Here is a 12,245-nt window from a genome sequence, read left to right on the forward strand (position 1 = left end):
CCGGACGCCAAACCAAAATCAAACGGCCCGCTCATGCTACGCCCCGGTCACGGAAACCCCTTTGGTTGTCCACAGGCTGTGGGCGATCATCGCGCCATGGCAGACACCGAGAGCGGTCCCGTGAACGAATCCGACCCGACCACCGCGAACGAGGCCCCCGAGCAGGGCAGGGAGCACCGTATCGCCGTCTTCCGCGGCGCGAAGCGCAGGCTGGCGGACCAGTCGGTCGACCGTACGCTCGGGGAGCGCCTCGCGGCGCTCGTGGCGGACGGCGGCGGGGCCTTCGACCTGGACGCGACCACCGACGTCTACGGCGACGGCGTGGTGGCCGAGCTGGAGCGACGCACCGCCGATGTGCTCGGCTTCCCGGCCGCCGCGTTCTTCCCGAGCGGCACGATGGCCCAGCAGGTCGCGCTGCGCTGCTGGGCGGCCCGTACCGGCGACCCCACCGTCGCCCTGCACCCGCTGGCCCACCCCGAGGTCCATGAGCGCGGCGCGTTCCACCAGCTCAGCGGGTTGCGCACGGTCCATCCGACCACGGAGCCGAGGCTGCCGTACGCGGATGAGGTACGCGACTTCGAGGAGCCCTTCGGCACCCTGATGCTGGAGCTCCCGCTGCGCGACGCGGGGTATGTCCTGCCGACCTGGGACGAGCTGGTCGACGTGGTGGACGCGGCCCGCGAACGGGACGCGGTGGTGCACTTCGACGGGGCAAGGCTCTGGGAGACCACCGCCCGCTTCGGCCGCCCCCTGTCGGAGATCGCGGGCCTCGCGGACAGCGTGTACGTGTCGTTCTACAAGTCGCTCGGCGGGCTCTCGGGCGCCGTACTCGCCGGCCCGGAGACGCTGATCACCGAGGCCCGCACCTGGCGCCACCGCTACGGCGGCCAGGTCTTCCAGCAGTTCCCCGCGGCGCTCGCGGGCCTGATCGGCCTGGACCGGGTGCTGCCCGAACTGCCGTCGTACGTGGCCCACGCCAAGACCGTGGCCCGGGCGCTCGCGGAAGGGTTCACCGAGGCGGGTGTGGCGTGGTTCCGGGTGCACCCCGAGGAGCCGCACACCCACGAGTTCCAGGTGTGGCTGCCGTACGACGCCGAGGTGCTCTCCGCCGCCGCGCTGCGCCAGGCCGAGGAGAGCGGGGTGTGCCTGTTCCGCCGCTGGTTCCCGAGCCCGTCGGGCCCGCCCGGGCTCGCGCACACGGAGGTTACGGTCGCCGCGCCCGGCCTGGCGTGGAGCGCCGACGACGTACGGGCCGCGGTGGCCGACTTCGTACGCCGGCTGCCGTAGCCGGGGGCCGGTGAGCGGAGGCCGGGGGCGGCTGCGGCCCGCAGACGGGGGCCGGGGGCGGCCTGCGGCCCGCAGACGGGGGCCGGGGGCGGGCGGACGGGACCGGGGCGGCGCGGGTCAGCGGCAGGCCGGCGGGTGGGGGTGGGGGTGGGGGTGGGGGTGCCGGGGGGCGATCAGGTGGGCCAGGGCCGCCCGCAGCCGGCCGGTGGCGAGGCGGCCGTCGAGGACCGCCTCGAAGCGGCGGTAGTCCCGCAGTTCTTTCAGGACCGCCACGTCGTGGGTGCCGGGGAGCGGCGGGGCGGGCGTGCCGAGCCGGGCCGCGCGGTAGTTGTCGATCATGTGCTGCTGCATCGCGTCCATGTCTCCACGGTGAGCCCGTCCGGGCCCCACGTCGCGTCGATTGACGAGCAACGTCAAACGGGGCCCGCCCGCCACGCGCGCCGAGCGCCGCGCCCGCGGCGACCGCCTCCGACGGAACGTGGCCGGCGCGCGACCGTCGGTGCTTGACCATGGCCGTGGCCGTCACGCGCCGCCATCGATTGACCATGGCCGTCAATCGTCGGCGGCACTGTCAGTGCCCCGGTGCACCATGGGGCCATGAGCGTGACCATCGACATCACGGGCCTCGCGCCCGAACGCATCGGCTTCGCGATCTCGCCGCTGGCCGAGCTGGGCCTGGCCCTGCACGCGCTCTCCGAGCCGGGGCACCACCCGGGCCTGCACGGCTGGGCGACCGCGACCGCGGCGCGCCTCAAGCCCGACCTCGCGGACCGGCTGCACGAGGCGGAGTTCCTGTGGCGGCACACCTTCTCCGATGTGTTCATGCCGTTCGCGGGCATACCGGGCCGGGCCGGCGAGACCGGCTCGACCCTGGCCGAGGACCTCGACCTGCTCGATCTGCTTCCCGACGAGCGGTTCGCCTCCGCCGCCCTGGAGATCACCTGCAATCTGTACGCGGTCAAGACACCGTCCCCGCTGCACGATCCGGCGATGCGGGCGCGGGCGCTGGAGATGGCGGCCAACCGCGGCCCGCGCCAAGTGGACTTCACGCGGCGCCTGTTGGAGGACCCGGCGTGCGTACGGGCCTGGCTGCGGCGTCTCCTGGAAGACTGCGACCAGGCGTTCTTCGCCGACACCTGGCAACGGGTCCGGGTCCAGCTGGCCGCCGACGCACGGCACAAGGCGGAGCTGCTGCGCCGCAAGGGGCTCGGTGAGGCCGTCAACGCGGTGTCGGCCGCCCTCAGCCTCGACGAGGGCGGTACGCGGATCGCTGTGGACAAGCTGTCCGAGGGCCACACCACCGCCACGGACCCCGAGCCAGGCGCGGGGCTCACCTTCGTGCCCACCTCGTTCGGCTGGCCGCATCTGACGGTGCTGCACGCGCCGGGCTGGCGTCCGGTGATCCAGTATCCGGTGCACGGGCCCGAACTGCCGTCGCCCGCCTCGGTCGAGCTGCTGAAGCTGCGGATGGAGGCCCTCGCCCACCCGATGCGGATGCGTCTGTGCCGCAACCTGGCCCGCTCCCCGTACACGACGGGCGAACTCGCCGAGCAGCACGGCATATCGGCGCCGGAGGTCTCCCGTCATCTGGCCGTCCTGAAGCGGGCGGGCCTGCTCACCACGCGGCGGCGCGGCCGCTATGTGCTGCACCAGCTGGACTTGACGGTGGTGGCCCGCCTGGGCAGCGACTTCCTGGAGGGGGTGCTGCGCTAGCGCTCCCGCCGGGGCAGCCACCGTCAACTCGCCCTCCAGGGTGCGGCCCACCGTGCGCAGCAGCGCACCTCCAGGTGACTCGCAGCTAGGCCACCTTCAGAAGGAGCTTGCCCGTCGAGGTGCGGCTCTCCATCAACCGGTGGGCGGAGGCGGCCTCTTCGAGGGCGAACTCGGCGGTGACCGGGAGTTCCACCTTCCCGCTGGTGGCGAGGGCGAGCGCCCGGTCCGCGATCGCGCGCAGGGCACCGGGATCGTCGGCCGCCAGGCCCAGGATGGAGAAGCCCGAGACGGTACGCCCCCGCGGATACAGCTCGCCCTGCCCGACCTGCCAGGCCTCCTCGCCACTCGCGTTGCCGTACGAGACGAGTCGGCCGAACAGCGCGAGCGACCCGAGGCCGCGGCGCAGGGTCTCGCCGCCGACGGGGTCGAGCACCAGGTCCACGCCACGACCTGCGGTGGCGCGCAGCACGTCCGCGTCGAAGGTGCCGGTCTGGAAGGCGTCGTCGTAGCCGTGCGCGCGGGCGTACGCGGCCTTGGCCTCGCTGGAGACCACCCCGTACACGGCGCCCGCGCCGGCGAGTTGGGCGAGCTGACCTGCGACGGTGCCGACGCCACCCGCGGCGCCCTGCACCAGGACGCTCTCGCCCGGTTGCAGCCGGCCCACCTCGTGGATCAGGGCGTGCGCGGTGGGCAGCACCGTGGGCAGGGTCGCGGCGGTGCGCGGGCTCACGCCGGCGGGGAGCGGGAAGACGGTGGCGGCGGGCGCCACGGCCACGTCCGCGTAGGCGCCGCCCTCGGTCATCGCGGCGACCTCCTGGCCGACCGCGAGCCCCGTCACGCCGTCGCCGAGCTCCCGGACGCGGCCGGAGAGTTCGAGGCCGGGTACGAAGGGGAGCGAGGCGACCCGGTACCCCACCGAACGCGCCTTGAGATCCGCGAAGTTGACGCCGACGTACGCGACGTCGATGCTCACCTCACCCGGCCCGGGGCGCGGCACCTCGGCCTCCACCAGCCGGAGCACCTCGGGACCGCCGAACTCGTCGAACCTGATCGCACGCATGACGCCACTTCCCCGTACATCGACCGCACCGGAGTTCCGAACACGGAGATAGTACGATGGTCATCGTACTAACGCCACCGGGCGACGGACCTAGGCCGTAGGCCGACGGCGGTTCACCCCGCGCCGCCGCCCCCTGCGCGGACCAGCCCGGTCTCGTACGCCAGGACCACGACCTGGACGCGGTCGCGCAGCCCCAGCTTGGTCAGGATGCGGCCCACATGCGTCTTGACGGTGGCCTCCGACAGGACCAGCCGCGCGGCGATCTCGCCGTTGGACAGCCCCTGTGCGACGAGGAGCATGACCTCGCGCTCCCGCTCGGTCAGCTTCTTCAACTGCTTGTGCTCCGGCTCCTTGCCCCCGCTGGGCAGCAGCGGTGCGAACCGGTCGAGCAGGCGCCGGGTGGTCGACGGCGCGACCACCGCGTCCCCGCTGTGCACCGAGCGGATGGCGCCGAGCAGTTCGGCCGGCGGGACATCCTTCAGCATGAAGCCGCTGGCACCCGCCTTCAGCCCGGAGAAGGCGTACTCGTCGAGGTCGAAGGTGGTCAGGATCAGCACCTTCGGCGGGTCCGGCGCCTCGCAGATGCGCCGGGTGGCCTCGACGCCGTCGAGACGCGGCATGCGCACATCCATCAGGACCACGTCGACGGCGGTCGCGCGCAGGATGTCGATCGCTTCCGCGCCGTCACCCGCCTCCGCGACGACCTCCATGTCCGGCTGGGCGGCAAGCACCATCCGGAACCCGGTGCGCAGCAGCACCTGATCGTCGACGAGCATCACGCGGATCGTCATCGTTTCCTCTCCATCACGCAGAACACAGGCAGGCGGAACGTCGGCGAGCACAACACCGGCAGCCAGACACCGGCAAGCAGGACACCAGCAGGCGGAGCAAGCACAACAGACCCGCGCGGGACGTCAATGGGCCGGCTTCAGCGGGAGCAGGGCGCTGATGCGGAAGCCGCCGCCGGGGCGGGGGCCCGCGTCCAGGGTGCCGCCGACCATGCCGATGCGCTCGCGCATCCCGATCATGCCGTGGCCCCGGCCGTCCGCGCCGCCGTCCTCGTACATCTCGTGGGCCGCGCCCCGGCCGTCGTCCTCGACGAGCAGGCCCAGCCCGTCGTCGAAGTACACGAGGCGCACGCTGGCCCCCGCGTCGGGGCCGCCGTGCTTACGGGTGTTGGTGAGGGCCTCCTGCACGATGCGGTACGCCGTCAGCTCGACGCCGCTCGGGAGCGGGCGCGGGGTGCCCTCGATCTTGAAGTCGACGGTGAGGCCCGCCTTCCTGACCGACTCGACCAGCTCCTCGATCTGCTCGACGTCCGGCTGCGGCACATACTCCCCCGCCTCCTGGTGCTCGCCCGTGCGCAGCACACCGAGCAGCCGGCGCATCTCGGCGAGCGCCTGGCGCCCGGTCGTCGAGATCGTCTCCAGGGCGGTCCTCGCCTGGTCGGGCGAGCTGTCCATCACGTACGCCGCGCCGTCGGCCTGCACGACCATCACCGACACGTTGTGCGCCACCACGTCGTGGAGCTCGCGGGCGATCCGGGCCCGCTCGGCCGCGACCGCCACCTTCGCCTGCGCCTCGCGCTCCCGTTCGAGCCGCGAGGCCCGCTCCTCCAGCTGCGCGAAGTACGCCCTGCGGGTACGCACCGAGTCGCCGAGCACCCAGGCGAGCACGAAGGGGACCGTCATGATGACGACAAAGAACACCTTCTCCGCCGGGCTGTTCGCGCCCCCGGTCTGCAACCAGCGCACATGGGCGAGGGGCGCCGCGCACACCCCGCCGATGAGCGCGACCCGCGAGGCCCACCTCCGGCCCGCCGAGGCCACCGTGTAGACGACGACCAGCATCGCGAAGTCCTGGACCTGGGGCTGCACGTCGAGCACGAGCTGGACCAGGCCCATCGCGATGACGAGGAGCAGCATCCGCTCGGGGGCGCGGCGGCGCAGCGCCACGGCGGTGGCCATCCCGAGCGCCACCAGGACGTGGACCGGCCAGCTCGCCTGCTTCGGGTCGTCCGCCACCGCCGCGATCTGCAGGCAGGAGAAACCGAAGAGGATGACGGCCCAGAAGGTGTCGACCCCGGTCGGGTGTCTGCGGATGAAATCGTAGAGGCGCTGCACGTAACCCAGCGTAGGGAAGCCGGATAGGTGCAGGGGTCAACCGGCGGGGCGATCCTGTCCCCGACGGCGTACTCCGCAAGGTGGAGACTTGACCCCGTGACGGATGAGACGTGTCAGCACTTTCCTCGGCGCTCCGGGCTCCTCGGGTGGCGCGAGGCCACCGAGCGGGCGCTCTACGGTGACGGCGGGTTCTATCTGCGCCCCGAGGGACCCGCCGGGCATTTCCGCACGTCGGTGCATGCCTCGCCGCTCTTCGCGGGCGCTGTCGCCCGCCTCCTTACGGAGGTCGCGGACCGGCTCGGCCCCGGGCCCGTCGACCTCGTCGACGTCGGCGCGGGCCGCGGGGAGCTGCTGACCGGGGTGCTGGCCGCGCTGCCGCCCGGCTTCCCGGTCCGTGCGTACGCCGTCGAACGCGCGGCCCGCCCCGCCGGGCTCCCCGAGCGGATCGAATGGCGCCCCGACGTGCCCTCGGGCATCCGTGGCCTCCTCTTCGCCAACGAGTGGCTCGACAACGTACCGGTGGACGTGGCCGAGGCCGACGCGGACGGCGTGGCCAGGCTCGTTCTCGTACGCCCCGACGGTACGGAGGTGCTCGGCGAGCCGGTATCGGGCGCGGACGCCGCTTGGCTGGCCCGCTGGTGGCCGCTGACCGAGCCGGGTACGCGTGCCGAGATCGGGTGGCCGCGGGATGTGGCCTGGGCGGAGGCGGTGGGCGCGCTCGACGCGGGGATGGCGGTGGCCGTCGACTACGCGCACACGCGGGAGGACCGGCCGCCGTTCGGGACACTGAGCGGGTTCCGGGGCGGGCGGGAGGTGGCGCCCGTGCCGGACGGGTCGTGCGACATCACGGCGCATGTCGCACTCGACGCGTGCGGGGTGGCCGGGGCGGCTGGGGCGGCCGGGGTGGAGCTGGTGTCCCAGCGGGACGCGCTGGCCCGGCTCGGCGTCTCGGGCGGGCGGCCCCCGCTGGCCCTCGCGGGGTCGGATCCGGCGGGGTACGTTCGCCGGCTGGCCGCGGCGGGGGAGGCGGCGGAGCTGACCTCGCGGGGCGGGCTTGGTGACTTCACGTGGCTGCTGCAGCGGGTCAGCCGGGGCTGAGCCCCTGGGTGGTTCGCCCACCCCCCATGCGGGCCCGCACCGAGTAGTCAGGGGCGCGGGGAACTGCGCGAGAAGCGAGCACGGTCCGCAGACGAAGGCGGGTTCAGGGGCGCGGGGAACTGCGCGAGAAGTGAGCACGGTCCGCACACGAAGGCGGGTTCAGGGGCGCGGGGAACTGCGCGACCAGCCGTCCACGCCCCGCGGACGAAGGTGGGTTCAGGGGCGCGGGGAACTGCGCGAGAAGCGAGCACGGTCCGCAGACGAAGGCGGGTTCAGGGGCGCGGGGAACTGCGCGACCAGCCGTCCACGCCCCGCGGACGAAAGCAGGGTTTCCGGGGCGCGGGGGACGGCGCGACCAGCCGCCCAACGCGTGCGGACGAGGCGCGGGGTCGGGGGCGCGGCCCCGGGGTGCGTGGGGGCGCGGCCCCGTGGTGCGTGGGGGCTGGGGCCCGGGGCACGGGGCCCCAGGGGATACTGACCACCATGACGGAGACGACGGTCGGCATCGGCGGCGGAGCGGAAAGCACCGACATGGTGCTCAACATCGGCCCCCAGCACCCCTCCACCCACGGAGTGCTCCGCCTCAAGCTCGTGCTGGACGGCGAACGCATCCAGCAGGCCGAGCCGGTCATCGGCTACATGCATCGCGGTGCGGAGAAGCTCTTCGAGGCCCGCGACTACCGCCAGATCGTGATGCTGGCCAACCGCCACGACTGGCTCTCCGCGTTCTCCAACGAGCTCGGCGTCGTCATGGCCGTGGAGCGGATGCTCGGCATGGAGGTCCCCGAGCGCGCCGTCTGGACCCGCACCCTGCTCGCCGAGCTGAACCGCGTCCTCAACCACCTGATGTTCCTCGGCTCGTACCCGCTGGAGCTCGGCGGCATCACCCCCGTCTTCCACGCGTTCCGCGAGCGCGAGGAGCTCCAGGCCGTGATGGAGGAGATCTCCGGCGGCCGCATGCACTACATGTTCAACCGTGTCGGCGGCCTCAAGGAGGACCTGCCGCTCGGCTGGCTCGGCCGGGTCCGGCACGCCATCGCGTCGGTCCGTTCACGCATGGACGTCTACGACCGGCTCGTCCTCGGCAACGAGATCTTCCGCGGCCGCACCAGGAACGTCGGCGTGCTCTCCGCCGAGGCCGTCCACGCGTACGGCGTCAGCGGGCCCATCGCCCGTGCCTCCGGCGTCGACTTCGACCTGCGCCGCGACGAGCCGTACCTCGCGTACGGGGAGCTCCAGGACACCCTCAAGGTCGTCACCCGCACCGAGGGCGACTGCCTCGCCCGTTTCGAGTGCCTTCTGGACCAGACCCACAACGCGCTCGACCTCGCCGACGCCTGCCTGGACCGCATGGACGGCCTCGCGCCCGGGCCGATCAACCAGCGGCTGCCCAAGGTGCTCAAGGCGCCCGAAGGCCAGACGTACGCCTGGACCGAGAACCCGCTCGGCATCAACGGCTACTACCTCGTCAGCAAGGGCGAGAAGACCCCGTACCGGCTGAAGCTGCGCTCCGCCTCGTACAACAACATCCAGGCCCTCGCCGTCCTGCTGCCGGGGACGCTCGTCGCCGACATGGTGGCGATCCTGGGGTCGCTCTTCTTCGTCGTCGGCGACATCGACAAGTAGCCCCTACAGCCGCTATTGCCCTATACACCTGGTCCCCTTCGGCGTGAGGGGAGCGTGCCCGTCGCGGGGGCGGTCGGCGGGGGCGGCCGTGGCGCGCGGAACGGGCTGCGCGGCGGTGCTCTGCTCCCGTGCCCCCTGGTAAGTCGCCGGCGCTCCGATCACCATGGTTCCCGCGGGCCCGCTCGGGGGGAGGGAGCCCGCCCGGATGCCGGTCGCTCCGCGCATCCGGACTCTGCGTCCGGTACCGACACTCGCCACGATGCGGCGGCCTCGGTACCGGACGCAGATCCCCCAGGCGAAGGCCTCCGTACCCGGACGCACAACCCCGCCGGGCGAAGGCCGCGGATGGTCCCGGGTGCGCGCCTCGCCCGCGGCGGCTACGAGATCGCGGTGCGCAGCTCCACCAGGTCCAGTTGTTCGGTCTCGTCGTGGGCGGTCAGGTCGATGACCTCGCCGACGACCTTCTCCGGGCCCTGCTGAGCCCGGTCCGCCAGGACCTCCTCGCCCACGACGTCGGCGAGGTCCTCGTCCTGTACGGCCTCGATGGCGGCCTGCACCGTCCGTCGGGCTTCCGGGGCTTCCGGGGCTTCCGGGGCTTCCGGGGCGACGGTTGCAGCGGCGTCCGTGCCCTCCGCGCCCCCCGCGCCCCCCGTGCCGAAGAAGTCGAAGCTGCCTTCGGGGCGTACCGCGCGACGGGCGAGGTAGGGCACGACGGCCGAGGCCACCGGGGCGGGCGCCGCGGGGAGTTCGGCCTGGCGGGGCTTGGGGGTGAGGGCGGCCGACGGGCGGGTGTGCTCCCCGCTGCCGCGGACCGCCGCGAGCTTCCCCTGCGGCTCCTCCGCCCCCGGGACGCCGGGTTCGGCCCCGGCACGCGACGCCCCAACCCGCGCCTCCGCCCGCGCCTTCGCCTGGCGTTCCGCGCTGAGCGAGAGGGATTCGAGGGCGCGGGCCGCCGCGCGGTAGGACGCCGGTGTCGGCGTACTGCCCGACCGCAGAAGGGCTTTGGGTGCGCCCGCCTCCAGGGCGAGCTGACGCCGGCCCTCAAGGGCGCTGGCCCGCTCGGTCTCGGCGTTGGCGTACCGCCGCAGCAGCGCCGCGTGTTCGCCGCGCAGTCCGGCCAGCTCCTTGCGCTTGGCGCGCAGCTTGGCGTCGATGCGGCCGCGCAGCTCGCGCGACTCCTCCAACTCGGTCTCCAGCTCGGCGATCCGCTCCTCGGTGCGCCACTGGTCGGCCGCGCGCGAGCGGGTCAGCTCGGCGACACGGCGTCCCGCGGCCCGGTCCCAGGAGCGCATGAGCACCGAGCCGGTGACGCAGGCCGCCGCGGCCGCGGCGGCCAACGCCCGCAGCGCGGCGGGCTGATCGAAGAGCCAGGCGCCACCGGCGCAGATGACCGAGACGCCGGCGACGGCCGACGGCTGGAGGAGCCGGTGCAGCGGAGGGGAATGACGGTGGCGTCCACGTGGCATGGCCTGAAATTTACCGTGCGTAGACCTCATATGGACCCTCGCCCGCCAATCTGTTCCCCTGTAGTTACTCCGATCGCCAAATTCGGCTACTTCTTGATCAGTCCCTTCGACTGGAGATACTGCTTCGCGACATCGGCCGGCTTGGCCCGCTCGGCATCGACCTTGCGGTTGAGGCCGACGAGATCGTCGGTCGTCAGGGCCTTGGTCAGCTTGCCGAGCGCGTCGGCTATCCCGGGCGCGCCCGCGTCCTTCGCATTGACGACCGGCAGCACGTTGTCCGCGTTCTGCAGCTTCTTGTCGTCCTGGAGCAGGACGAGGCCGTAGGTGTCCAGGGTCGCGTCGGTCGTGGTGGTCAGCACCAGCTGGTCCACCCCGTCCTTGACGGCCTGCTTGGCGCCGGGAGTTCCGACGCCCTTGGGGTCGATGCCGCTGACGTCGATCCCGTACTTCGACGTCAGACCCGGGGCGCAGAATGGCCGGATCTTGCACTCGTCGCCTGCGGCGATCTTCACCTTGACCTTCGACGCACCCAGGTCGGAAAGGGACGTGAGCTTGTTCTTCGCGGCGAATTCCTTGGTCACCGCGAACGCGTTCTGGTCGACGGCCCCGCCGGCCGGCAGAACCTTCAGGCCGCGCGGCCCGGCGAGCTTGGTCAGTTCGGCCAGGGTGGCGGTGACATCGCTGGACGCGAGCGGCTTGTCCTTCGCCTTGTCGCCGTTGACCTTGGCATTGAGGAATTCGGTGAGCGTGGCCGCGTATTCCGGTACGACGTCGATCTCGCCCTTCTCCAGGGCGGGTTCGTACAGTTCCCGGTTCTTCACGGTGGTCACCGACGTCGAGTACCCCGCGTCGGAGAGAACCTGCGCGTACAGCTCCGCCAGGACCGCCGACTCGGTGAAGCCGGCCGCGCCGATCACCAGCGAGCCCTTCTTGCCGCCGCCCGTACTGCTCGAACCGCCGGTCGTGCTTGAACTGCTCTTGTCCTTGTTCTTCTCCAGGCTGTCGCCGCCGCACGCGGCCAGCGTGCCGGCCAGCGCCAGCGTGCCCAGGACCGCACCGGTCGTACGCAGGATCTTGCTCATGGATGGTCACCAATCCGGTAGGTATCGAGGGGACTTGAGAGGTACATCAGGGGCAGCGGGGCGGGGGCCATGGGCCCTCCGGGGTCAGGACGGCGGGCCGGGATCCATGAACGCCGCGGGGTCACGAACGCTTGCGCAGCGGGCTGAAGAGTCGGTCGATCGCCACCAGAGCGCCCTCCACGAGCAGGGCGAGCGCCGCCACGAGCATCGCTCCCGCCACCACCTGCGGCGTGTCGTACACCGCGAACCCCTCCGTGACGATGCGCCCGAGCCCGCCGAGCCCGGCCATCGCGGCGATCGTCGCCGTGGCGATGATCTGCACCGCCGCCGAGCGGAGCCCCGTCATGATCAGCGGGTAGGCGAGCGGCAGCTCGACCTGGAGGAAGAGCTGGCGTCCCGACATCCCCATGCCGCGCGCCGCCTCCACCGCCGCCCGGTCCACCTCGCGCATGCCGACGTAGGCGTTGGTCAGCAGCGGCGGCACCGCGAAGAGCACCAGGGCGATCACGGTGGGCAGATACCCCGCGTTGCGCAGCGGCGTCACCATGAACAGGGCGAGCACCGCGAAGACGGGTATCGCCCGGCCCACGTTGGAGATGTTGACGGCCAGCGCGCCGCCCTTGCCGATGTGGCCGAGCCAGAGCGCGAGCGGCAGGGCGACCAGGCAGGAGACGACGAGGGCGAGCGCGCTGACGTACACATGCTCGCCGAGCCGGTGCCAGGCCCCCTCATCGCCGGACCAGTTGGCGCCCGTGGTCAGCCAGGTCCAGGCCTGTGTGAAGACTCCCAT

11 protein-coding genes are annotated in these 12,245 nt (G+C 72.6%); 4 read left to right on the top strand and 7 right to left on the bottom strand.

What is annotated here, in order from left to right; genetic code table 11:
* Nucleotides 1-96 precede the first annotated feature (96 nt).
* Nucleotides 97-1,287, top strand: coding sequence for a beta-eliminating lyase-related protein (locus AB0D31_RS27240; protein WP_362727915.1), 1,191 nt, complete (start codon nucleotides 97-99; stop codon nucleotides 1,285-1,287).
* 117 nt (nucleotides 1,288-1,404) lie between these two features.
* Here AB0D31_RS27240 and AB0D31_RS27245 read toward each other — a convergent pair whose 3' ends face one another.
* A complete protein-coding gene (locus AB0D31_RS27245) occupies nucleotides 1,405-1,647 on the bottom strand; it encodes a hypothetical protein (RefSeq protein WP_362727917.1) in 243 nt (80 codons plus the stop codon).
* 243 nt (nucleotides 1,648-1,890) lie between these two features.
* Between AB0D31_RS27245 and AB0D31_RS27250 the strand changes: the two genes are divergently transcribed.
* Nucleotides 1,891-3,000: a DUF5937 family protein gene (locus AB0D31_RS27250; protein WP_362727971.1), complete on the top strand. Its 1,110-nt coding sequence runs from the start codon at nucleotides 1,891-1,893 to the stop codon at nucleotides 2,998-3,000.
* A gap of 85 nt (nucleotides 3,001-3,085) precedes the next feature.
* Here AB0D31_RS27250 and AB0D31_RS27255 read toward each other — a convergent pair whose 3' ends face one another.
* The 3 genes from AB0D31_RS27255 to AB0D31_RS27265 all read right to left on the bottom strand — a co-directional run bounded on the left by AB0D31_RS27255 (nucleotide 3,086) and on the right by AB0D31_RS27265 (nucleotide 6,183).
* The gene (locus AB0D31_RS27255) at nucleotides 3,086-4,060 is read right to left on the bottom strand and encodes a zinc-binding dehydrogenase (RefSeq protein WP_362727919.1); all 975 of its coding nucleotides are present in this window, start codon (nucleotides 4,058-4,060) and stop codon (nucleotides 3,086-3,088) included.
* A gap of 113 nt (nucleotides 4,061-4,173) precedes the next feature.
* Nucleotides 4,174-4,851, bottom strand: a complete 678-nt coding sequence (locus AB0D31_RS27260) for a response regulator transcription factor (RefSeq protein ID WP_362727921.1) — start codon at nucleotides 4,849-4,851, stop codon at nucleotides 4,174-4,176.
* A 123-nt stretch (nucleotides 4,852-4,974) separates the two neighbouring features.
* Complete coding sequence (locus AB0D31_RS27265) at nucleotides 4,975-6,183, bottom strand: sensor histidine kinase (RefSeq protein ID WP_362727923.1); 1,209 nt, start codon at nucleotides 6,181-6,183, stop codon at nucleotides 4,975-4,977.
* Nucleotides 6,184-6,279: 96 nt separating this feature from the next.
* On the opposite strand from AB0D31_RS27265, the gene AB0D31_RS27270 reads away from it, so the two are divergent.
* Both AB0D31_RS27270 and AB0D31_RS27275 read left to right on the top strand, forming a co-directional pair.
* Nucleotides 6,280-7,281, top strand: coding sequence for an SAM-dependent methyltransferase (locus AB0D31_RS27270; RefSeq protein ID WP_362727924.1), 1,002 nt, complete (start codon nucleotides 6,280-6,282; stop codon nucleotides 7,279-7,281).
* Nucleotides 7,282-7,764: 483 nt separating this feature from the next.
* Nucleotides 7,765-8,907, top strand: a complete 1,143-nt coding sequence (locus tag AB0D31_RS27275; protein WP_362727926.1) for an NADH-quinone oxidoreductase subunit D — start codon at nucleotides 7,765-7,767, stop codon at nucleotides 8,905-8,907.
* Nucleotides 8,908-9,284: 377 nt separating this feature from the next.
* Here AB0D31_RS27275 and AB0D31_RS27280 read toward each other — a convergent pair whose 3' ends face one another.
* The 3 genes from AB0D31_RS27280 to AB0D31_RS27290 form a co-directional block, all read right to left on the bottom strand.
* Nucleotides 9,285-10,373 carry a hypothetical protein gene (locus AB0D31_RS27280; RefSeq protein WP_362727928.1) on the bottom strand — a complete coding sequence of 363 codons (1,089 nt, stop codon included), beginning with the start codon at nucleotides 10,371-10,373 and terminating at the stop codon, nucleotides 9,285-9,287.
* A gap of 86 nt (nucleotides 10,374-10,459) precedes the next feature.
* Nucleotides 10,460-11,455: an ABC transporter substrate-binding protein gene (locus AB0D31_RS27285; RefSeq protein WP_362727930.1), complete on the bottom strand. Its 996-nt coding sequence runs from the start codon at nucleotides 11,453-11,455 to the stop codon at nucleotides 10,460-10,462.
* 121 nt (nucleotides 11,456-11,576) lie between these two features.
* On the bottom strand, nucleotides 11,577-12,245 hold the full coding sequence (locus AB0D31_RS27290) for an ABC transporter permease (protein ID WP_362727932.1): 669 nt from the start codon (nucleotides 12,243-12,245) through the stop codon (nucleotides 11,577-11,579).

The organism is Streptomyces sp. NPDC048361 (assembly GCF_040651795.1).
Lineage (GTDB): Bacteria > Actinomycetota > Actinomycetes > Streptomycetales > Streptomycetaceae > Streptomyces.

What these genes read in the sequence shown, in the direction of transcription:
- AB0D31_RS27240 (WP_362727915.1), top strand. Translation starts at nt 97, where the DNA reads ATGGCAGACACCGAGAGCGGTCCCGTGAACGAATCCGACCCGACCACC.
- AB0D31_RS27275 (WP_362727926.1), top strand. Translation starts at nt 7,765, where the DNA reads ATGACGGAGACGACGGTCGGCATCGGCGGCGGAGCGGAAAGCACCGAC.
- AB0D31_RS27245 (WP_362727917.1), bottom strand. Translation starts at nt 1,647, where the DNA reads ATGGACGCGATGCAGCAGCACATGATCGACAACTACCGCGCGGCCCGG.
- AB0D31_RS27290 (WP_362727932.1), bottom strand. Translation starts at nt 12,245, where the DNA reads ATGGGAGTCTTCACACAGGCCTGGACCTGGCTGACCACGGGCGCCAAC.
- AB0D31_RS27285 (WP_362727930.1), bottom strand. Translation starts at nt 11,455, where the DNA reads ATGAGCAAGATCCTGCGTACGACCGGTGCGGTCCTGGGCACGCTGGCG.
- AB0D31_RS27260 (WP_362727921.1), bottom strand. Translation starts at nt 4,851, where the DNA reads ATGACGATCCGCGTGATGCTCGTCGACGATCAGGTGCTGCTGCGCACC.
- AB0D31_RS27255 (WP_362727919.1), bottom strand. Translation starts at nt 4,060, where the DNA reads ATGCGTGCGATCAGGTTCGACGAGTTCGGCGGTCCCGAGGTGCTCCGG.
- AB0D31_RS27280 (WP_362727928.1), bottom strand. Translation starts at nt 10,373, where the DNA reads ATGCCACGTGGACGCCACCGTCATTCCCCTCCGCTGCACCGGCTCCTC.